Origin of the sequence: Thermosporothrix hazakensis, from assembly GCF_003253565.1 — a bacterium.
Lineage (GTDB): Bacteria > Chloroflexota > Ktedonobacteria > Ktedonobacterales > Ktedonobacteraceae > Thermosporothrix > Thermosporothrix hazakensis.
The window spans coordinates 17,224-38,394 of record NZ_QKUF01000012.1; the positions used below are offsets into that span (position 1 = coordinate 17,224).

The 21,171-nt window shown below is 54.7% G+C and carries 15 protein-coding genes; 7 read left to right on the plus strand and 8 right to left on the minus strand.

Annotation, left to right across the window (positions count from 1 at the left end; all coding sequences use genetic code 11):
* Positions 1-14 precede the first annotated feature (14 nt).
* Positions 15-1,706 (minus strand): glycerol-3-phosphate dehydrogenase, encoded by a 1,692-nt coding sequence (gene glpD, locus EI42_RS17090; RefSeq protein WP_111323842.1) that lies wholly within the window; start codon positions 1,704-1,706, stop codon positions 15-17.
* Between the two features lie 682 nt (positions 1,707-2,388).
* Here glpD and EI42_RS32635 point away from each other — a divergent pair.
* Positions 2,389-2,547: a DUF5679 domain-containing protein gene (locus EI42_RS32635; protein WP_170142705.1), complete on the plus strand. Its 159-nt coding sequence runs from the start codon at positions 2,389-2,391 to the stop codon at positions 2,545-2,547.
* Positions 2,548-2,664: 117 nt separating this feature from the next.
* Here EI42_RS32635 and EI42_RS17095 read toward each other — a convergent pair whose 3' ends face one another.
* The 5 genes from EI42_RS17095 to EI42_RS17115 form a co-directional block, all read right to left on the minus strand.
* On the minus strand, positions 2,665-3,609 hold the full coding sequence (locus tag EI42_RS17095; RefSeq protein WP_111323843.1) for a GNAT family N-acetyltransferase: 945 nt from the start codon (positions 3,607-3,609) through the stop codon (positions 2,665-2,667).
* A 213-nt stretch (positions 3,610-3,822) separates the two neighbouring features.
* The gene (cas6, locus tag EI42_RS17100; RefSeq protein ID WP_111323844.1) at positions 3,823-4,809 is read right to left on the minus strand and encodes a CRISPR system precrRNA processing endoribonuclease RAMP protein Cas6; all 987 of its coding nucleotides are present in this window, start codon (positions 4,807-4,809) and stop codon (positions 3,823-3,825) included.
* 171 nt (positions 4,810-4,980) lie between these two features.
* Complete coding sequence (ade, locus tag EI42_RS17105) at positions 4,981-6,771, minus strand: adenine deaminase (RefSeq protein ID WP_137686017.1); 1,791 nt, start codon at positions 6,769-6,771, stop codon at positions 4,981-4,983.
* A gap of 39 nt (positions 6,772-6,810) precedes the next feature.
* Positions 6,811-8,613, minus strand: coding sequence for a protein kinase family protein (locus EI42_RS17110; protein ID WP_170142706.1), 1,803 nt, complete (start codon positions 8,611-8,613; stop codon positions 6,811-6,813).
* 127 nt (positions 8,614-8,740) lie between these two features.
* On the minus strand, positions 8,741-10,600 hold the full coding sequence (locus EI42_RS17115) for a hypothetical protein (protein WP_111323847.1): 1,860 nt from the start codon (positions 10,598-10,600) through the stop codon (positions 8,741-8,743).
* 516 nt (positions 10,601-11,116) lie between these two features.
* On the opposite strand from EI42_RS17115, the gene EI42_RS17120 reads away from it, so the two are divergent.
* The 3 genes from EI42_RS17120 (at position 11,117) to EI42_RS17130 (ending at position 14,895) form a co-directional block, all read left to right on the plus strand.
* The gene (locus EI42_RS17120; protein ID WP_111323848.1) at positions 11,117-12,499 is read left to right on the plus strand and encodes a purine-cytosine permease family protein; all 1,383 of its coding nucleotides are present in this window, start codon (positions 11,117-11,119) and stop codon (positions 12,497-12,499) included.
* Between the two features lie 230 nt (positions 12,500-12,729).
* Complete coding sequence (locus tag EI42_RS17125) at positions 12,730-13,947, plus strand: WD40 repeat domain-containing protein (RefSeq protein ID WP_137686018.1); 1,218 nt, start codon at positions 12,730-12,732, stop codon at positions 13,945-13,947.
* A 21-nt stretch (positions 13,948-13,968) separates the two neighbouring features.
* A complete protein-coding gene (locus tag EI42_RS17130) occupies positions 13,969-14,895 on the plus strand; it encodes a hypothetical protein (RefSeq protein WP_111323850.1) in 927 nt (308 codons plus the stop codon).
* Here EI42_RS17130 and EI42_RS17135 read toward each other — a convergent pair.
* On the minus strand, positions 14,879-15,790 hold the full coding sequence (locus tag EI42_RS17135; RefSeq protein WP_111323977.1) for a LysR family transcriptional regulator: 912 nt from the start codon (positions 15,788-15,790) through the stop codon (positions 14,879-14,881). The two genes, EI42_RS17130 and EI42_RS17135, sit on opposite strands and share 17 nt — an antisense overlap.
* A gap of 423 nt (positions 15,791-16,213) precedes the next feature.
* On the opposite strand from EI42_RS17135, the gene EI42_RS17140 reads away from it, so the two are divergent.
* The gene (locus EI42_RS17140; protein ID WP_111323851.1) at positions 16,214-18,031 is read left to right on the plus strand and encodes an MFS transporter; all 1,818 of its coding nucleotides are present in this window, start codon (positions 16,214-16,216) and stop codon (positions 18,029-18,031) included.
* 41 nt (positions 18,032-18,072) lie between these two features.
* On the opposite strand, the gene EI42_RS17145 is transcribed toward EI42_RS17140, so the two are convergent.
* Positions 18,073-19,149, minus strand: a complete 1,077-nt coding sequence (locus tag EI42_RS17145) for a diacylglycerol/lipid kinase family protein (protein ID WP_111323852.1) — start codon at positions 19,147-19,149, stop codon at positions 18,073-18,075.
* Positions 19,150-19,484: 335 nt separating this feature from the next.
* Here EI42_RS17145 and EI42_RS17150 point away from each other — a divergent pair, with 335 nt between their 5' ends.
* Both EI42_RS17150 and EI42_RS17155 read left to right on the plus strand, forming a co-directional pair.
* Positions 19,485-19,715, plus strand: a complete 231-nt coding sequence (locus EI42_RS17150) for a hypothetical protein (RefSeq protein ID WP_111323853.1) — start codon at positions 19,485-19,487, stop codon at positions 19,713-19,715.
* Between the two features lie 145 nt (positions 19,716-19,860).
* Positions 19,861-21,150 carry a glycoside hydrolase family 125 protein gene (locus EI42_RS17155; RefSeq protein ID WP_211326225.1) on the plus strand — a complete coding sequence of 430 codons (1,290 nt, stop codon included), beginning with the start codon at positions 19,861-19,863 and terminating at the stop codon, positions 21,148-21,150.
* Positions 21,151-21,171 lie beyond the last annotated feature (21 nt).

Sequence of the window (21,171 nt, forward strand, 5' to 3'; positions counted from 1 at the left end):
CGTTCTTCGATGTGCTATTTATGCGATAACGAGACCTGTGCCTGTGACGTCGTCGGCTTCAGTTCCTCGCGGAAGGCCTGACTTTTTCTGATTGCCCACTGATAGCGCTCTTCCTGTCGTTGCCGAGCTTGAGCCGTCCAGTTCAACAGCTTGCCCATCTCATCAAGAATGACGGGCAGCGCCTCTTTGCCCTGATCTTCCGAGAAGCCTAGCATAGTGCGCCGGAAGATGAAATCATCAACCATAGTGCAATACTCGGCGGTGATGGCTCGCACAATCTGTGCCCGGATGTCGGGGTAGTTCGGATGAATCCGCTCGGCCAGCTCTGGACGCGTACGCGCAAGCTCAAAGAGATCCAGTGTGTAGAGGCCATAGAGATGCAGCAGGTAATCAATCTGCTGGTCACTCAGGTTCAGCCCGGCACCGGCTCTATAGATCCGCTCTTGCAGCTCACGAAGCATCTTGTCATGGGTACTGCTATGCTCCTGCACACGCGCGCCGGGCAATGGTACTCTGGCCGTCTGAGAGCGCTTTGAGACGCCAAGCTTCTTACAGGCCATGTCAACCGCTTCCTCGGCAATGCCACGATACGCCGTCAGCTTGCCGCCAACTACAGACATAATGCCGTTCAGTCCCTCGGTCTTGCTGAAATCGACCAGCGCATGCTTTCGCGACACCGCTGACTCGCTCACGCCTTCCTTGCGCACCAGCGCCCGCAGGCCCGCCGTTGTGAAGTAGATCTGCTCCCAATCGGCCTCGGGCAGGAAGGTTTCTACCGAGTCGCGCAGGTAGTCGACATCTTCGCCGTTTGCCCGCACCTTATCAGGAGAGTCGTTGTAGTCGGTGTCGGTTGTACCAACCCACGAATAGCCATTCCAGGGAATCACGAAAAAGAGACGGTTATCCTGCTGCGCGAACAACACCAACGCATGGTTACAGGCCGGAGGTGCGGTAAAGTGAATGCCCTTCGTCATGCGCACCCTGTGGCTTGGCTCGTCAAGCAGCTTCGTGGTAAGACCATCGAGCCAGGGACCGGCAGCGTTGATGACCAGTCGCGCCCGAACGTCTGCTGTCTCGCCGCTCTGCTCATTGCGCACCTGCACGCCATAAACCTGATCGCCGCTGCGGAGCAGGCCGGTCACGGTTGTATGATTCCAGATCTGTGCCCCATGTTCGGCGGCATCCAGCACATTTTCAAGCACCAGGCGCTCGGTTGAAGGGATCTGAGCGTCATAATAACAGAGCGCGCCCTGCAAGCCATCCGGGTTCAGCATTGGCTCACGCTGAAGCAACTCCTCCCGATTCCAGAAGGTATGATTGGGCAGGCTCTTATCATACGAAAGCAGATCATACAAAATCATACCTATTTTGAGCTTGGTACGATAAAACCAGTTGCGCGACCAGAGCGGCACCACAAAGCGTAGCGGCTTCACCAGATGCGGAGCGATCCGCAGCAGCTTCTCGCGCTCCCCAAGATCCTGCCGAACCAGCCCAAAGTCAAGCATTTCAAGATAGCGCAGGCCCCCATGAGCCAGACGCGTCGAGGTGGAAGAGGTGCCCGCCGCAAAGTCATCCTTCTCAAAAAGGGCTACTCGCAGGCCACGAAGCGAGGCATCACGAGCAATCCCGGCACCAATCACGCCACCACCGATGACGACAACATCAAATTGTTGTTCTTGCAATTGCGTAAGAGAGGGTTTTTGCATTCTCCCTGTATCTCCTTCTTTTCGCCTTTGAATCCGCCCGAAGCGTAGCGGCAACAATGCACGCTTACGACCCCGAACAACGGCGCAGCATCGCAACAAAACAAAAAAGCCCTAAGCCTTTCTCATCGAATGGCTCAGGACTTCTCAAATCACTGTCCTTGATACATATTCAATTTTCACACTCCGCCTGATGTATAAAAAGCGGAGGATTTTTCACTTCACGCCCATAGCGCCCATCTGCCAGGTAGCAAAGGAACAGCCATGTGTCCAGAAGTGTTTGACAGGGTAAGGTATACCCATATACCGGTTTCCGCCTGTCCGACGGTACCAGCATATTACTCATATCTCAATATTTCATTTTATACTATACCCGAGTCAGGGCCCTTCTGTCAAGGCCCGGTCAACCTTCGCCCTGGAATGACGCTTGCACATATGTGATTCTGAGCGCGTTTCCCGGCACGTATCCACGATCTTATTTATGAAATATGCTGCATAAGCAGTGGAATTTTCTCTACTACCAGTCGTTCCGCTTTCCTCCACATGAACCTGTTGAGCAACGGAATAGCCCAAAATGGTTGAGTTTCCCCCGAATGAAACTGATCGGGGCAATTATCGCGTACCATGTAGTAAATGGCTTTTATTTGAAAGCCAGAATGCTTATATAAATGGAGGAAACAAGAGGATGGCAGAGACCGCCTATTGTGTAAAGTGCAAAGAGAAACGTGAGATGAAGGATGCTCATCAGATCACGATGAAAAATGGTCGCCCCGCCATGCAAGGTGCTTGTGTCGTCTGCGGCACCAAGCTGACCCGTATCATGGGTGGCAGCGCCAAACAGTAAAAAGCACTCACCTCGGATTCGGTAGCCCCCGAATGTCTGCATTTCGAGGGCTTCTGAGCCGGTGTACCCGCTGCTCTCGGTATGAGAGCAGCGTTTTTATAGCTTGCTTCTTGCGATTTATTTCCCGCTGGCAAGCTTCAGGCTGAACTCAGTCCGCTTCGCGAACTGGCGATACCCCACCCGCCGAAAAGTACGCGCCATCGGCTCATTCTTGATATCGGTATCGGCTCGCAGCACATGCGCCCCGGCATCAATCAGTGTTTGCGTGCCCTGCACAAGCAAATCATATCCGTATCCCTGACCACGATGCGCGGGCAGCACGCCGATATAGGCGATCGTCCCAAACGCAGGCGCCAGAGCAGGTAGCACAAAACCTGCAAGCGTTCCATCCGGCACATAGGCCACCTTCCACCATTGCGGCTTGTACTCCATACTTTGCATATCCTCAAAGAACATGCGCGCCTGTTCCCTTGCCCCCAGAAGCTCCCGCTCTTGCTGGATATAGCGATCAAAGGTATGGGCCGAAGCCTGCTCAATCGCATCGATAAAAACGGCTTCCCCGACCTCATCCAGTGAGCGAAACACCAGACGATCGGGCACCAGAGGGAGGGCACCAGCGGAGCGCTCAAAGCGCATGGTCACGCGATCCAGGCGAAAGGAAAGCCGCTGAAAAAGCTCCTTTCTCCGCTCGGGCGCATACTGCCACTGGGGAGAGCAGGCGGGCTCATCGATCACAAGATCAATCATCTTCGCGCCAAGCGATCGCATTTGTGGGAGCAGCAGAGCAAAAAGGTGCTCTCCGAGGGTATATACGTCCTCACGCTCCCAGGGCAGCGAGAGCAGAACCAGACTGGCAGGGACATGCTGTGAGGGAAGTTTCCAGAAGGCGACGGTACCAATCAGTGAGCCCGCATCCTCGACCAGAAAACACCAGTCAAGGCGCATCGAATCGCGTGCGAGCATATTTTCAACATAGCGCCGCACATCCTCCACATGCTCAGAGGGGACGGCAAGCTGAAGAAATGTCTCCAACTGCTCTGAAGTCAGGGGATGTAATTTCATGTTTTTGCTCCTTGTGTGAAGAACAATAGTAACTCGATCTGAGGTTTAGCTGATGCAAAATCATGACTATCACCCCCTTTTCTGTACTTCTCGTTTTTGAGAATTATTTCGTCGAGCATACCAGAAAAACACTACACCGTCAAGCAAGCGGGAAAAACACGATGTAGCGTTATCAATGAAGACGCCTGCCAGTATCCTGAGCGGATCAAACGGCTATCCCTCAATCCGGTACCAGCCATTACCCTTGACGCAGCTTTTACCAACATGAATCAGCTCGCCCCAGGCCAGCAGCTCCCGAAAAGGGATGAGTTCACCCGTAAAGGTCACGCGCCCGACAAAGCCTCCAAGCGGCGTCTTGCGCCCGAGCCGCCGGGAGTAGCTTTTCAGATCATCCCAGTATGTCGCATCCTCGCAACATATCACCTCCTCTGCACGCGCCAACAATTGCCGCCGCTCCTCTGAACTCATACGTGCATATGACGACTCCACGCCCTCGCCATACGCCTCTTCAAGTGCAATCAGGCGCTCAAGCAAGCGCTGCACCAGAGGGCGAAAGGTCGGACGCCGCACCAGATGCTCCTTATCCACGATGCGGGTTGGCGTCAGAAAATGCACGGTCAGGCGCTCGGGGTGAAACTGCTCCGCGCGAGCCCGGACATCCTCCGCTGTGATAGCAAGCGCCGGCTGCACCGCTACAACCGTTCCCCTCTCATACAGCAATTGACGCTCTCCAGTAAAGAGGTGATGGCTCTCGACCGTGCAAACCTCAAAGCGTCCCCGCCTGCCCTCAAGCTCCTGTATGCGCTTGCCCACGCCCGCCGCCTCGATGCCGGGCACAGCTATCATGATATAGGGCAGCAGCCGAATAATCGAGCCAAAGAGCGTCATCCCAAAGCGAAAGCGCTCACCCGTCTCATAACGACGCGCACCCTCGAGCGGCGGCATCATCAGGTAAGGGCGAGGCACGTCACGTCCCCAGGTATTTTCCTCACGCAGGGGCGCCACCAGCGCGCTTACCGGGCAAGCCGTGTGCAACTCACAGGCAGCGCAGGAAGGCGAGGCCTTATTCGTACAAAAGCGCCTCCATACCGACTCATAGACATTACCACGTAATGCCGCGCCACAATGCTCGTCGGTCTCAAGCGGCGTGACCGTTTCAGTTGTAAACGAAAGATGATAGACAGTCAGACTCCGAGCCATAGTATCGCCTCACACTCTCTCTTCTTGATCAAGCCGTTTTTTCAGTATACAACGCTCAAGAGAGAGAAGGGGATATTCATGGCGAAAAGTCATATCCAGCCGAAGAAACTGGCCTGTCAGCACAAAAGAAGAGGGAGTACCTGTCGTACTCCCTCAAAACTTCTCTTAGAGCTATTGAATCGAAATGATCTCCCATGCATCAACATCAAGCAAGCCCAGATCAGTGATTTTCAGCTTCGGCACCACGCTCAGGGCCAGGAATGACAGGAAGCCGAACGGATGCGAGATCCCGACGCCCATTTCGGCAACCTTGCGATCAAGCTGCTCCAGTTTCTCGGCAACCTCCTCCACAGGCAACGGCGACATAATGCCCGCGACTGGCAGCGGCAAGCTATCAACCACCTGCCCATTGTCCACAATCACCAGACCGCCCTGTAGCCGCTCAATCTCGCGGACCGCCAGCGCCATATCTTCGTCATTGCAGCCAACCACCACAATATTATGTGCGTCATGGGCCACAGAAGAGGCGATAGCGCCCGATTTCAGCCCCAGACCATGCAGCAGACCGACCCCAACGCGTCCACGGCCATAGCGCTCAACGACGGCGATTTTGAGCAGATCGCGTTCCGGCTCGGACGGCAACACACCATCCCGGGCAGTGACATCAAGCAAGAGATCTTCCGTCACAATCTGATCTTTCACCAGACCGATCACATGGGCTTTGCCGCTGGAGCCAGACAGGCGCAGCCGCTCAACGCTGAAATCACGCAGTTGCACCGTCTTCCCGACCGTTTCTTCCCAGTTGGCGGGCAGCGCAGGAGCCTCAAAGAGCGCAACACCATTCTCTGCAATCAGCTCACCACCGACATAGACCTGACGCGGACGGAAGTCATGCAGATCAGGTACAACCAGCAGATCAGCCAGATAGCCGGGAGCAATCGCACCGCGATCACGGAAGCCAAAATAGGTCGCGGGATGCAGGCTGCACATCTTGATCGCCTGAATCGGATCAAGTCCCTTTTTGACCGCCAGCCGAATGATATGATCCAGGTCGCCATCACGCAGCAGGTCGCCAGGAGTACGATCATCAGCGACAAAGCCAGAGCGCTCCGGTAGATGTTCCAGCACAACCGGGAGCAGATCATCCAGGTTGCGCGTTGAGCCCTCACGAATCCAGAGCCACATACCCAGGCGCACCTTTTCCAGAGCCTCCTGAGCCGAAACCGCTTCATGGTCAGCCTCAACCCCGGCAGCGACATAGCCGCAAAGATCCAGCCCGCAGAGCTCGGGCGAGTGTCCATCAACCGCCAGACCACGCTGTGCGAACTTGCCCGGCTTCCCGAGCTCGATCATATCAAGCAGCACCTTGTCGCCCTCAAGCACACCAGGATAGTTCATCACCTCGCCCACAGAGGCAATTCGGGGCTCACCAGCAATCTCGCTGTAATCCTCGGCCTTCAGTGACGCACCAGCATTCTCAAACGGGCTTGCGGGCACACAGGAAGGCAGCGTGAACATCAAGCGCAACGGAATCCCTTTCGCAGCCTCAAGCATCCAGCGCATGCCCACCATACCGGATACATTGGCAATCTCGTGCGGGTCGCTGATACAGGTTGTCGTGCCGTGTGGTGCAAGCGCCCGGGCAAACTCACCCGGAACCAGCAGCGCATCTTCAACATGCGTGTGAGCCTCGATCAACCCGGGAACCAGATACTGTCCCTCCAGATCAATCACGCGCTCGCCGTTGTACGCGCCCTGCGGGCCAACACCAGCAATATAGCCCTTCCAGACCGCAACGTCCGCCTCATAGATCTCGTTGGTAAAGACATTCACAATGCGACCGTTCCGAAATACCAGATCGGCCGGGTGCTTGCCACGCGCCACCTGAATCAGGGTGCGACGCTCCGCAGTGGAAAGCTGTACCCCATAGACCGAACAAGCATAGGTGAAAGTATTCCCCATAAAAATACGTATTGCCTTTCTAGCAATTGTTTCTTTCAACTAGGAGAGCTGGAAGATGCCTACCTGCATATCTTCCTTGCCAAGCGCAAGCATGTACGTGCCGGTCGGGCCTGCACTCGCGCTCACACTCACAGGAAGCTGCAACGCATGGAGCGGTGTCCCCGGTACAGGATTGCGTGTGCTCCAGAAGCGGAGCGTGCGGTCAGCACCGATAGTTGCAAGCCAGTTCGCCTGACGAGGATCCCAGAAGACGCCCACCACTTCTCGCGCATGGCCCCGTAACTGAGCAAGCAACTGGCCGTTTTGGGTACTCCACAGGCAAACGCGCTGATCTTTCTTCCCGGCCACCGTTGCCAGAAATGAGCCATCAGGACTCCACGAAATGGTACGAATCTCGTCGCTATGTTCAACAAGGCTGAAGACACGGTTTCCGCTCACCGGATCCCACACATATACCGCCTGATCGGCTCCTCCCGAGGCCACAAATCGACCGTCAGGAGACCAGGAAAGCGCGGTGACGCCGCCACGACCATGAGCAATCCAGGCCGCCAGCACATCGCCACCCATCTGCCAGATCCGAATAGCGCGATCAGCGCCACCCGTCGCAAGATAGGTGCCATCCTGCGACCAGCACAGAGCCGGGATTGCGCCATCATGCCCGAGCCAGGCCGCCCGCGCACGAGCAGACACAACCGGGGCAAGCGCGTCCCAGAGCCGCACCGTTCCATCAGCGGATGTCGATGCCAGCACTTCCCCCTGCGGAGACCATTCCAGCGCCAGCACCTTCGCCGTGTGGCCGCTCAGCATGCCAAGCGGCGTGCCAATGCGCTGCCTGATACGCCAGAGGCGAATGTTTGGATCATCGCAGGCCGAAGCAAGGTGCGTGCCATCGCTGGCCCAGGCCATCGTGCGAATCGGTGATGTGTGTCCCGGAAGCTGGCAGAGCTCGATAATCTTCTGCGGCGGCCCCACAACCTGCTTGCGGAAGCTGGACGCGAGTTCCTGAGAAGAGGAGCGCGTCTGTACCGGAAAGGCCATCGGCCCGCTTGTACTCTTTCGTCCCTCGACAGCCTGATGAAGGGCCTGCGCGAAGACGCTGACGCGCGGGAAGCGGTCATATCCCGAGGGCATCAGGGCTCGCTGCAATATTTCATCAATCTGGGGCGGAAGGTCAGCGCGGAACTCCCTCAGTGGACGATAGAGCACGCCTGACATGCTTCTTCCGGGCATAGGAAGCGCCCCCGAAAAGGGATGCGCGCCACTGAACAACTGATACGCGAGCAACGCCAACGCGGCAATATCAGCGGTTGGGTCAATCTGCCCGAACGATAGCGCCTCTCGGGCGAGCAGCAGGTTATAGAAATCACTCAACTGCACCTTCGATGGCGTAACAACCAGACAGTTTTCAGGCTTGATTCGCCCATGCTCAATCCCCTGATCGTGGGCATATTGCAAGCCCTCGGCAAGCTGACGCATCAGGTTTGCAACCATCCCCGTAGGAAGCCGCCGGTCCTGTCGGGTATAGGGCCACAGGTTTCCTCGCTCCTCGAAGGGAACAAGCAAGTACAGGGTGTTATCATTTTCAACCAGTCCCCCGGCCACAATCGGGTGAATGTAGGGGTGTTTCAACTGAACCAGTCGTTCAACCTGAGGAATAGCGTCGGGACGGGGTGAACGCAACACCTTTATCAATACTTTATCATATAGAGGAAGGCTGCTTCCTACCTCGGGCATTACTACAGCGCCATAGAGATCAGCCACAGAGGAGCGACCAAGCAATGTGGTCACTCTCCAGCGATCAAATCGGGCTCCATGCAAAAGATAACCGCAGCCGGGAAACATGCATATTCTGCTCCCCGGCATAGCATATTCGTTGCGATGAGCACCTTGAGGATTCAGACACATCATCATGATCTAGATGCTATCCTCTCTCTTACCAGCATTGAATGCACTCCCTCATAAACACGGCTTATCTGCCGCCAATCAGTCGGCCTTCAACCCCATCGGGATGCGAGGGTTGATGATAGAGATCTACCTGCTGGCGCAACTCCTGCATCAACTGCTGCATATTCGCAAGCCTGCGCTCGAAAAGCTGAACGCCCTCCTGAAGTGCTATCGCCTGCTCTCGCGAGAAGCTTCCACTCTGCAATACCTGCTTCAAGCGCTGAATTACCTCGGCGGTCATCAGGCAATTCTTCTGCGCCAGATCAGCCAGATCGCGCAAGCGGCCAAAACGCATTGTCAGGCGATTCTGCAAACGCATGACAGCCAGCAGCGCATGACCCGTTGAACGACCACTCCGAGCGGTGGGAAGCGATACGGTCACGTTTCCTTCGCTCAGATTCTCCAGCACGCGATTGAGCAAGGTCGCTTCCTGCTCCAGCGTCTTATTGACCTGCGCATACTGAGCCCAGCGGTTCATACGCTCAATCAGCAGGTTCAGACTGTGAGCGACAGGGGCCAGCGGTCCCTCAGCCTCCGCTCGTGTACTGAGATCTCCTTTTGCCAGTTGTGCATGCACTGCCTGAATGTTTTCGATACCGGCACGCAGCTCCTCATACTGCTCCGCACGCATGCTTGTATTCAGCAGGTCTTGCTGACTCTGCTGGAAAGCCTGCTGTGATTGGTCCAGAGCCGTGCGCAAGCGCTCATTCAGCAGCATGTTATCGATGATCGTCAATATCTGACGCACAAGCGGGAAGAGCAAGAGTGCGGCACAGACAATAAACACCTGCACAAACGGCGCGTTGCCGGGGATCGCCACACCGAAGATCAGCAGCGCACAGGTCAGCACAGCCAGGAGCGTCGGGGCAATTGCCCGGCTGACGGCACTCACAGTGCTGAGTCTGCCAGACGTTGAAGCATCCTCAACGCGCTGCCCGGTCAGCGAGGCAAGGTCGCGTGTGTACTCATAGGCGGCCAGGGCCAGAAACAGCCAGCTCATTGGCCAACCAATATCCTGTATCAGGCCTGTATGGTAGGTACCCACCATCTGAAGATAGCCATACAGGAAGTCGGTAATAGCCAGCCAGGTAACACCAATCGTCAACCAGCGAATCGAGGAGCGCAGCGTATGCCCACCTGAGATGCCGAACAACAGCAGAGCCGCTGCGATACAGAGCGACAGGTCACCGATCGGGTAGGCAAGGCTGACAATCTTGGCATTGAGCGAACCACTTAACACCGCGATTCTTGGTCCGAGCACAAAATACCAGGAGATAGCAACAATAGAGGCAACAGCAATACCGGCATCAATCAGCAGACGCGTTCGCTGTGCCCCTGAACTGCTACGCGGAATCAGCAGCGCCACACCCACCCAGCTCAAAGGATACACCAGAATGTAGAAGATATCATAAGCGGCAGGATAAGGCAGAAGTTCAGAAGGAACCGAGAAATCATACCAGGTCCAGATAGCCTGTCCAATTGCATACGAGGTGATAGCAGCACCAATGAAGGTCCAGGCAATCCAACCGCGCCCGGTCATTACCCCTGGCGAGGTTTGATGAGCCTTACGCACCTTGAAGAGGGCCACATAGAGGCTGGTTACCGCACCAATCACGGCGCCAGTCAGCACAAACAGGTCACTGATACCGCGCAGGACTGTATTTTGCGTAATATCACTGCGCGTTTGCAGAAAAATCAGATAGGCCAGGAACAGGATAAAGAAAGCGCCCATAAACCAGAGATGCCGCACAATAAAGTGACGAGGCACTGCACCGGCAGCTCCTCTTCCGGGCAAGGGAGGCGCTTTGGGGGCAGAGAACTGGCCGCCACCCGGGCGCAAGGGTGCCTGAGGGGCGCGATCCTGTCCGTTTTGTGGGTTAAACATACGTACAGCTCTCCTTGAGCAGATACACAAAAAGCTGAGAACGTCAATTTACAAAACAAGCGTACACATTTCAGGAAAAGGCTATGTAAAAAATATTGATGTAATAGGAGTTTTTTTATCATTGGAAGAAATGCCATATTACACATTTTACCATTACTCTAGCCTCCCTCATAGTTTACACCCTTAACAGAATGCCTGCAAACTATCATTTTTGTCAAGAATAGGGGGAAATTCGTATCTACCTATCCCGAAGTACCCATTGCAATAATACCAATATACTGGTACTATGTATTGTGACGGCTCTTCATAACCCTGAAGAATGCCTGCTAATTTGTAAACTCTTTTTCTCTATGCTGTCTATCCAGTATCATTTGACTTATGAACTTTTTGTTCATTTGACGGGCTGATTCGAGTATCGGGCTTCTACTTTCCGTAGAAGTCGGGATGCGCGTTCTGTCCTCATCATTTTCATTACTGGCATTTCTAAGTATTTAGAAAGGCGTGTTGCACGTAACCATGTCTAGCATTTCATCGGAAAAGACCCCGGAAAAATCGACAGCATTCGAGGCAATCGGCATTGAGCGAGTGCCTGAAGATGATCGTCAGCATACGCAACTCCGGGATACCATGTGGATCTGGCTTTCCTCAAACGCGGTCGTCGCTACGGTTGCTATCGGAATGCTGAATATTTATTACGGGCTTGGTTTCTGGCTGTCGCTGGCCGTGATCCTGGTCTTTAACGCACTGGCAGTTATTCCGGTCTCCTTTATGACGACGCTTGGTCCCAAGACCGGCCTTGCCCAGATCCCGCTGGCTCAGTTCTCCTTCGGTCCCTACGTGATCAAACTGCCCGCCCTGCTCAACTGTCTGGCGTGTATCGGTTGGAGCGCCGTCAACGCCTCACTCGGTGCAGACCTGATCGTCTCAGTGACCGGAAACGCAATTCCCTGGTGGGTTGCCCTGCTCTGTATCATCGTTATCGTTGCTCTTATCAGTATTTTCGGCTACTTTATCGTCCACAGTTTTGAGCGCTTCGCCTGGATTCCCGTCATCGCCATTTACCTCTACATCGCCATCGCTGCGGCTCCCCACTTCAACATCAACCAGCCAATGACTGCTCAGGGTGGCATGATGATTTTCTCGGGGATCCTGACATTTGGTGGCGCAATCTTCGGAAACGCAATCGGTTGGTCCTCCTACGCGGCAGACTACACCCGCCACATGCCCGCCTCCGCTTCATCGCGCAGGGTCTTCACCTACTCATTTCTGGGTATCATGATTCCCTGTGTCCTGCTTGAGGTCATCGGTCTGCTGCTCACCACAGGCGTCAAGGGGGATACAGTCGGCGATCTGGTCATCAACGCGCTCGGGCAGAACGCTCTCACCACAGTCGTGCTACTGCTGCTCGCACTCAGCGTGATCGCGAACAACGTGCTCAGTGACTACAGCTTCGGCCTATCGATGCAGGTGCTCGGCCTGAAATCGGTCAAGCGCTGGATTCTCACTGCGGTTGGTGCGCTGGCCTACACCGGACTGGCGTTCGTCCTGCACGGCAACTTCAGCCTGAATTTGCAGGGCTTCCTGCTGCTGATCGCCTACTGGCTTGGTGTCTGGACCCCGATCATCCTGATCGAGCACGCAATGCGCAAGGGAGCATATCCCGTCGAGGATTGCGACAACCCGAGCAAGCTTCCGGTTGGTATCGCGGCTCTTGTCACCTTCATCATCAGCATTGGTATCGCCGTCCTGGGAATCAACCAGGCATCGGTGATCGGCTACGAGGGACCGCTATCTCATCTGCTGGCCGACGCTGACATCGGGTTCCCGCTGGCCGTGATCGTCGCTTCCATTCTGTACTATCCGCTGCGCAAGATGGAAAAGGCGAAGTTTGGTCGCTAACGCTGGTGACCCGCATCATCAAGAAGCTCTTGGGGATCGAACCTGTAACGGTTCGGTCCCTTTTTTTGGGCTTGCACCATCAAGAGACTGGATTTTTCAGTCAATTTGCAGTAGTCTATAGCACAGTACCCGGGCGATATGCCATTGCATTGCCTTGCATCTTGTTCTTGAGCAACCTGTATCATGCCAGTATGTATCGGGAAGAGCACCCCGAAAAAGTAGAGAAGAGTATGCAGTCCAATATTATCTGTAGTCGTTGTGGCACGATCAACCGCTTTCGTAGCCAGCACTGTGTGCACTGTCAGGCTCCCCTGCACGCGGACCAGGCGGGTGAGCCACGCCAGAACAACAAGCCCTCCATCACGCCCATACATCCCAATCGCCGAAAGCTGCTCTGGGGCCTGCTTGGCGGTGGTGCCGCGCTGCTCTTTGGTGGACTGGGTGTCAGCAAGCTGGCAGAAAGCATCACACTTGCCGCCCGAATCAAGGATTTCCCATCAGCGGATCAATGGGCGCCGTTTGGCTGGTCGGCTGATCTGACCTCGGTCGCGATCATCCATCCGGCGGAGAAAGAGTCCGCCGGGGCCCGCGTCAGCATCTGGGATTACGGACAGCAGAGAATCACACGGGTGCTGGCAACGGGTCCGCTCACTCAGGAAATCGTCTGGTCGCCGGGAAACAGGTATGTGCTCTGTCAACAGGCTCAGGAGGCCGAGGAACGCTACGAGATCGCTGTCTGGGATGTGCAGGCGCAGCGCAAGGTCTACGCGCGTTCAGGAGATCGAAGCCTCTATTTTCAACAGGCTATCTGGTCACCCAACGCTCTGCGCGTCGCCTTTGTCAGTTTTGCCAGCTTTGAAATCTGGGATGTAGCCCTGATGAAGCCGCTTCTCAAGCAGCCGGTCTGTACGAAAGAGAAGCCGGCGCTCACGCTCCGTACCCTGGCATGGTCCCAGGATGGACGCTATCTGGCGCTACTGGTGCGACGTACCCAAAGCGCTCCCGAAGAGGGTCAGGACCACTGGGGCGTGCGTGTGTGGGATGTTGCCAGGCATGAGGTTGTAGGTGAAGCGTTCTTCGATGGCAAATTTACCACCGCAGCAGCCGTTGCCTGGTCGCCAACCGGGCAGCAGATCGCCGCCTACACCGACAACCAACTGCATATTCTCGACACAGCAAGCAGCCGAGCATTTTCGATCAGCAAAGAGATCGGAAGCGATTGCAGTTTTGCCTGGGCTCCCGACGGCATGCACCTTGCGATTGCATATAAAAGCAACGCGAATATCTGGAAGATTGATGTCTGGGACACACAACAACAGCGGCAGCTCGATAGCATCTATCGCGGTCAGATGCCCCTGGGCATTCGCAAGCTTGCCTGGACTGGAGACAGTAGCGTTATTCTAGCAATCAACGAGAAGAACCAGCTTGAACAGTGGAAATGGACATAAAACGCAGGAAAGGAGAAGATAATGTTTCGGGGATACCATCCTCTCAGAGAAATCTATCTATGGAGTGCGTTAATCTACGCCCTCTTTGGAGGTCTGCTGCTTGCTGGTGTGTTGCTGGACGCAAATTATGCCTATGACTATATGACCTTCAGAACGCTCTTCTCCCCTGCGCTGCTCTTTCTGGCAGTTTTTGGGCTGTTCTGGCTGCTTTTGGGAGTCGCATTCCCGCTCTATCTGCTGAAACGGCACTCCACCGAGAAGCGAAACCTGCATGTCTTACGACAGAAAGCGCTCAAGCGAGATCCGCAATTGCTCGCAGCGCCACTCTCAGATGTGTCGCTGAGCTCGCTTCCGCAGCCATTCGCGCTCAAGTCAGCTCTCAAGCCACTCTCCCTCATCCAGACCATTGGGGTTTGCGCAGTGTTCGGCTTCCTCCTGGTGTTACGAGGAGTCGGGCTGCTTATCGGGCTGCAACATCTGCCCGCCTGGTTACTCTCGCTGCCGATACTTTTCAGCGTTGTTCTACTCGTGCTGACACTCACTGCGGCGTCCCGGGTTCAGAAATCGGTGGCGGAGCGCTACATCTGGCCTTCGCTCAAGGTCACGCGTGACATGATCGTCGCCAGCTACGGAAGCGATACCGTATCGATGCGCTGGAAGGATGTTCGTTATTTCGCGATGGTCACTATCCTGCCATTCTCCAACCCACAGGAGTGGAAAACGCAATACGGCTTTGAGCTATCCGACGGGGAAAACGTCATCTACTGGCATGCCACGCTTGATCCCCGGGCCGCGCACCGTTTCACCTTCGCGGGAAAAGCGCTCCAGAGCCCCCACCAATATGAGGAGGTTGTTCAGACGCTTGCCGCCTTTATCATCTCCCGAGCCGGGCGGCCCCTCTATGATCTGCGCCAGAAGCCAGCACCACACATCAGGAAACAGCGCTAAACAGGCCGCTTCGTTCGAGTTGCGAAAAATACTCAATGACGAAATACCGAAAGCTTCGGGCAGCCAGCGATAGATAACGCTCCTCGCGCCATGCCAGCCCGACCCGACGCATACAGAGCGGCTCTTCAATACGCATCAACGCAACATCTGGCTCATACAGTCCCGTCCATGAGGAAGCAGGCAGGAAAGCAACGCCCAACCCGGCCTTGACCAGCCCGCGAATGGTTCCCCATTCATCGCCCTCAAACGCCACAACTGGCTCAAAGCCCGCCCGATGACAGAAGCTATCGGTCAGTTCGCGCCAGCTATCACCCGACTTGAGGCCGATAAAGGGGTCATGTGCGAAATCTTGCAGCCTGACGCTCTCCTCCGTGGCCAGCCGGTGCGTGCGTGGCACAACCAGGAAAATTTCTTCGGTGAAGAGCGGAGCGCTTTCTATGCCGGGATGCATGATCGGCGGCGACGAAATACAGAGGTCAATTTCACCGTTTTCAAGCTGATACAGCGCCTGCTGAGGGGAATGCTGCTGGAAGAGCCGAAAATGGACCTGTGGATATTGCGCCAGAAAAGCACTGAGAAGATCGGGCACAAGCTGCGTCAGGGTGAACGCGAGCGTTACCTGTCCCCGTTCCAGGCCAGCGAGGTCAGCCACCTCTGCCTTACCTGCCTCGATCTCTTTGAGCGCCCGATCAATGTGGTGCAAGAAAGCCCTGCCAAAGCGATTCAGGCGAATGCGCCGCCCCTCTCGATCAAAGAGAGGAACCCCCAGTTCCTCTTCTAGCCGTGCAATAGTCTGGCTGAGTGATGGCTGTGCAATCGAGAGTTCCCGCGCCGCCTTTGTGATATGCTCAAGACGAGCCACAGTCTGAAAATAGCGCAATTGAAGCAGATCCATACCATATCCCAGTGAATCTATACATGTCATCCTATCAATTTCATATGTAAGTATATATTGGATTTTATCAGGGAGCAAGAGTACAATAGAGGAGGGGAAGGAAAACTCGACTTTCCTATATGCGACAGACGATTGTAGAAAACTCCATCAACTCACCTTTCGTGCGCCTTCAGCGGGAAAAGCGAGGCAATTTTCAGTTCCAACGATTCCGACTGCTGAGGTCTGCACGCCGCATTTTTTATCATTTATGAATATGCATATCTCTCTATGACTATGTGTGAGCAGGCATTTCCAGAAGTGCCGCTCCTCAGCATGCTACAAAGGAGTGAGGATGGAAGGAATCAACCAACAATTACAAAATGTACTGCCAGCAACAACCTGCTTCTCCAGGTTGTTGCTCAGGTGGCGTGAAAGGAGTGTGGAATGACGTTAAGCAGGCAGGCAAAGGCCGCCCCCGGCCCGGGGTATAAGTGGATAGCGCTGTCAAATACAACCCTGGGAACCCTGATGGCAACTATTAACTCCAGTATTGTTCTCATCGCATTACCCGCAATCTTTAACGGAATTGGTATCAATCCACTCGCACCCGAAGAAACACCCTACTTCATCTGGCTTCTCCTCGGTTATATGATTATTACGGCCACGCTTGTGGTCTCGCTTGGTCGTATCTCAGATATGTTCGGGCGCGTCAAGCTGTATAATCTTGGTTTTGCTGTTTTCACTGTTGGAAGTATTCTTCTCTTTATCACTCCCGGCTCAGGCAATATGGCCGCGGTTGAGATGATTATTTTCCGACTCGTCCAGGCTGTTGGAGCGAGTTTTCTTTTTGCCAACAGTACCGCTATTCTGACCGATGCCTTCCCCATCCAGCAGCGTGGTATGGCGCTTGGTATCAACCAGATATCGGCGGTGCTTGGCTCGATCATCGGCCTGATTCTTGGCGGGTTACTCGCCGCAATTAACTGGCGGATGGTCTTTCTGGTCAGCGTACCATTCGGCGTCTTCGGCACCATCTGGGCCTATCTCCAATTGCGCGAGACCAGCCAGAGCGGAGGCAAGCAACATATCGACTGGGCTGGAAATATCACCTTCTTTCTGGGCCTGACCATCCTGCTGATCGGCGCGACCTACGGCATTGAGCCCTATGGAAACGACCCGATGGGCTGGACGAATCCCTTTGTGATCGTCACAATGGCGCTCGGGGTGCTGCTGCTCGTCGCCTTTATCGTGATCGAGCTGCGTGTTCCGGACCCGATGTTCCGCCTATCTCTCTTCAAGAATCGTCTGTTCTCCTATGGGAATCTCAGCCAGTTCCTGTCAAGTCTGGCGCGTGGTGGTCTTCAGTTCATCCTGATCATCTGGCTACAGGGAATCTGGCTTCCGCTGCACGGCTACAGCTACGAAGATACGCCATTATGGGCGGGGATCTATATGCTGCCGCTGATGCTTGGCTTCATCATCATGGGTCCAATCAGCGGTATGCTCTCGGATCGCTTCGGGGCGCGAATCTTCGCAACCGTTGGAATGCTGCTTCAGGTAGTTGGTTTCATTCTGCTGACGCTGCTTCCACCCAACTTTGACTACATCTGGTTCGCGCTGATCCTGGTATTGATGGGCGTTGGACAGGGACTGTTTGCCTCACCAAACGCGGCCATGATAATGAACAGCGTTCCAGCAAACCAGCGTGGAGCGGCTTCCGGCATGCGCTCGACCTTTATGAACGCCGCGAACGTGATCAGTATGACCATGTTCTTCAGCATCGTGACAGCCGGTCTGTCGGCGTCGCTGCCTGACGCTCTCTCTAAGGGCCTGATGCAAAACAGCATTGCCGCAGCGACTGCACACCAGATCGCGCACCTGCCGCCGATTGCCGCCCTGTTCGCAGCTTTCCTCGGCTACAACCCGATGCAAACGCTGCTGACACCTTCAATCCTGCATCAGTTGCCAGCAGCCAATCAGGCCGAGCTACTCGGAAAGAGCTTCTTCCCGAACACCATTGCGGGCCCCTTTATGTTCGGGCTGAACATCGCATTCTATGTCTCCGCTGTCGCCTGTCTGATTGCAGCACTTGCCTGTCTAGTCAAAGGGAAACCGGGAGATCTGGGAGCGGACTTCGAGAACGAGCGCGAGAGCATCGCTCTCAAAGAGGCACGACATATCGCCGAGTCGCTTGAAGACACGCTACAGCCACATCAGGCGGGCCATTCTTCGGAGAAACCATCTGGAAAGGCAGCCAGATAACTCCCTTCACTGCCACGGTGTACTGTATCGAGAGCAGGTCTTCAGGCCTGCTCTCTTTTCTGCTCAGGCACAATCACAGGCAGCGCACGCGGAAGAACGCGCACCCAGAGCGGTGTCTTTGCACACACTTCGCCGTCGAGCGCAACATCATAGCTTCCATCGCGCGTACGTACCTGCACTCCACGCGCTTTCAGATGATGCATTCCAGGAATATCGGTCAATTCAGCGCGCAGCAACTCCGGATACCGGGCATGCCATTCATCGTCATGGTCAACAAAGGTATGTTCTGTTCGGCTAAAGAAGCGCGTAATGCGCACAAGCAACTGATCGAGCCGGGCATCCTCCATCACAACGACATCAAGCAGGCCATCGCGCAAGCTATTCTCACCCGGCAATGTCGCTTCCAATGCACCCCAGAACACATTTGCATTCGCGATAGTGACCTGTGCCGCTTTACAGCGCAACGTAACTGATTGCTCCATCTGTTTCGGTTGTGCATCGGGCCGCTCACGGATCAGCAGACCATCAAAACGCAGTTCAATCTCGGTTGGCTGATAGTTCTTGACGGCCTCCATAATAGCAACGGGATACGTCAGCTTGCCAAACTGCTCGCGTAGTTCCTTATCTGTCGCCAGAGTCGAAAAATGGGCATGAAAACCCATTGTCAGCGCATGGGCAAAGGGCTTTCCTTGCTTTAACAACTCGTCAGACGCAAGCGAAGAAGTTGCCTCTCCTGGAAGCATCACCCCGAGATCAAGCTGTCGCACTGGTCCATGCGCGATCACCTCTGCCGCCTCCTTGAGATCAAGCGGCATGTCAATCGAACGTGCGACATCGTTCGCAGTACCAAGCGGCATAATACCGAGTGCCAGTTCATGACCCGCAATCATCCCTGTCACGCCGCTTACCAGTCCATCGCCACCCGCAGCAATCGTGATCGTTGCACCGGCCTCTATCCAGCGTTGAGCAAGCCGATCTTTGTCCTCAAGCTCATCAATTGCAGCCTTTTCCACAATCTCAATGCCAGCATCTTGCAGCATGTTAAGTGCGTTGTCCAGTTCATCCGAGCGCCCCGACCCCGGACTATGAATAAAGATAGCTTTCCGTGTTTCAACCATATTCTTCCTCTATCTCTATGCTTCTCAAGCAAATATTCTCTTTTGCTCTGAGATTGTATACATCCATTTTCAGCCCGACGCGTCGGGGAGCGGGTTCATTCCTCCTTCATAGGTTCCGCCAGTCAGCGCGATGATCCCACAAAAAGCGAATAGCGCCCGCCCTGAAACGTCGCTTCGTCCCGAACGTGTCTATAGAAAACGTACAAGATAATGCTGGCATGCAGCCACATTTCATTCTCTACTATTAGATACGATGGACTTGCCATTTGGGGACACAAAAAACAGCCAATTTTGCCCGAGAGCAAAAAAAGATGGCTGGAAAGGAGCAGACAACGATGGCAGACGAAAAGCAGCAGAAAAAAGAGCAAGCACCCGGCTACCTGCCTCCGCGCCCGGAGAAGATCCGCGAAATGGCAACGGGCAAAGACCAGGAGCAGGCAAGCAAGCAGCCTGAACACCCAGATGTAGCAGCCGAAAAGACAGCGGCAAAGGGGAAAGGCAAGCCAGAAAGCGGCTTCGGTCAGATCATCAACCCGAAAACGAATGATAGCAATCAATATCGCTAGCGGCTCCAGGCCACAAGCGGCACTGGCAATTCAAGAGCGAGATGGCTATACTATAACAATGCTTGGCTGAACGGTCAGGCATTGTTCACATTGTTCACTATTTCTGGCGAACAAGATATTCTTCAGGAAGGTAGAAAGAGAAGTCGTGACACATTATCAGTCTGTTGATTCACTCATACAGACCATCCGCCAAAAACTCGAACATCGTCCACATCTCGCGCAGATGTTTGCGCAATGTTTCCCGAATACCCTTGAAACCACTGTCGAGGAGCTCGATGACAGCACCACATTTGTGATTACCGGCGACATTCCAGCCATGTGGCTGCGTGACTCCTCAGCACAGGTCAATCCCTATATCAAACTGGCAAACGAGGATACCAATCTTCAACGCATGCTGCGTGGCGTGATCCGCCGCCAGGCCTCCTACATTCTGAAAGATCCCTATGCTAATGCCTTTAACCGCGAAGCAAACAACAATGGCTTCCACAAGGCCGACCTCCCACCGGCAGGCCACTGGGTTTGGGAGCGCAAATTCGAGCTCGATTCGCTTTGCTATCCCGTGAAGCTGCTCTATACCTACTGGAAAACCACCAACGATCCACAGGTATGCGACGATCTTGTACACACAATGCTCTGGCAAATCATCAAAATAATGAAGATCGAGCAAGAACACGATAGCCGCTCAGAGTACCGCTTTATTCGGAATGTTGGTCCCGCTACCGATACGCTTCCCTTTGAGGGCAAAGGCACCCGCACCAACTTTACTGGCATGGTCTGGAGCGGCTTCCGCCCAAGCGATGACGCCTGCACGTTCGGCTATCTGGTCCCGGCGAACATGTTTGCTGTCGTGATTCTCGGCTACATGATCGAGCTGGCAAACAAAGTCTACCATGATAGCGAGCTGGCTCTACAGGCCGAAAGTTTGCGGAAGGACATCGAGCACGGCATCCAGACTTATGGCATCGTCAATCACCCGCGCTTCGGTCGCATCTACGCCTACGAGACCGATGGCTACGGCAACTACAATCTGATGGATGATGCGAATGTGCCAAGCCTGCTCTCGATCCCGTATCTTGGCTATCGACCAGTCGATGACCCGATCTACCAGAACACACGCCGCTTCATCCTGAGCAAGGAGAACCCCTATTACTTTGAAGGGAAGCTGGCTCGCGGCATCGGCAGCCCGCACACCGAGCATGGCTTTATCTGGCATATCGCGCTTAGCATGCAAGGGCTCACCTCTACCAGCGCCGAAGAGCGCAAAGAGCTGCTTCACATGCTTGAGACCACTACCGCAGATACTGACTATATGCATGAGAGCTTCCACCCGGACGATCCATCCCGATTCTCGCGTGCATGGTTCGCGTGGGCAAACAGCCTCTTCGGTGAATTTGTACACATGATGGTTGAAGAGCATCCAGAAGAGCTCTTCTAAAGCAAGCTGAATGAGCGGCGG

Excerpts from the sequence above, each read along its gene's own strand:
- cas6 (WP_111323844.1), bottom strand. The coding sequence starts at position 4,809 with ATGGCTCGGAGTCTGACTGTCTATCATCTTTCGTTTACAACTGAAACG.
- EI42_RS17110 (WP_170142706.1), bottom strand. The coding sequence starts at position 8,613 with ATGTTTCCCGGCTGCGGTTATCTTTTGCATGGAGCCCGATTTGATCGC.
- EI42_RS17140 (WP_111323851.1), top strand. The coding sequence starts at position 16,214 with ATGACGTTAAGCAGGCAGGCAAAGGCCGCCCCCGGCCCGGGGTATAAG.
- ade (WP_137686017.1), bottom strand. The coding sequence starts at position 6,771 with ATGGGGAATACTTTCACCTATGCTTGTTCGGTCTATGGGGTACAGCTT.
- EI42_RS17125 (WP_137686018.1), top strand. The coding sequence starts at position 12,730 with ATGCAGTCCAATATTATCTGTAGTCGTTGTGGCACGATCAACCGCTTT.
- EI42_RS17150 (WP_111323853.1), top strand. The coding sequence starts at position 19,485 with ATGGCAGACGAAAAGCAGCAGAAAAAAGAGCAAGCACCCGGCTACCTG.
- EI42_RS17135 (WP_111323977.1), bottom strand. The coding sequence starts at position 15,790 with ATGGATCTGCTTCAATTGCGCTATTTTCAGACTGTGGCTCGTCTTGAG.
- EI42_RS32635 (WP_170142705.1), top strand. The coding sequence starts at position 2,389 with ATGGCAGAGACCGCCTATTGTGTAAAGTGCAAAGAGAAACGTGAGATG.
- EI42_RS17095 (WP_111323843.1), bottom strand. The coding sequence starts at position 3,609 with ATGAAATTACATCCCCTGACTTCAGAGCAGTTGGAGACATTTCTTCAG.
- EI42_RS17145 (WP_111323852.1), bottom strand. The coding sequence starts at position 19,149 with ATGGTTGAAACACGGAAAGCTATCTTTATTCATAGTCCGGGGTCGGGG.
- EI42_RS17115 (WP_111323847.1), bottom strand. The coding sequence starts at position 10,600 with ATGTTTAACCCACAAAACGGACAGGATCGCGCCCCTCAGGCACCCTTG.
- EI42_RS17120 (WP_111323848.1), top strand. The coding sequence starts at position 11,117 with ATGTCTAGCATTTCATCGGAAAAGACCCCGGAAAAATCGACAGCATTC.
- glpD (WP_111323842.1), bottom strand. The coding sequence starts at position 1,706 with ATGCAAAAACCCTCTCTTACGCAATTGCAAGAACAACAATTTGATGTT.
- EI42_RS17130 (WP_111323850.1), top strand. The coding sequence starts at position 13,969 with ATGTTTCGGGGATACCATCCTCTCAGAGAAATCTATCTATGGAGTGCG.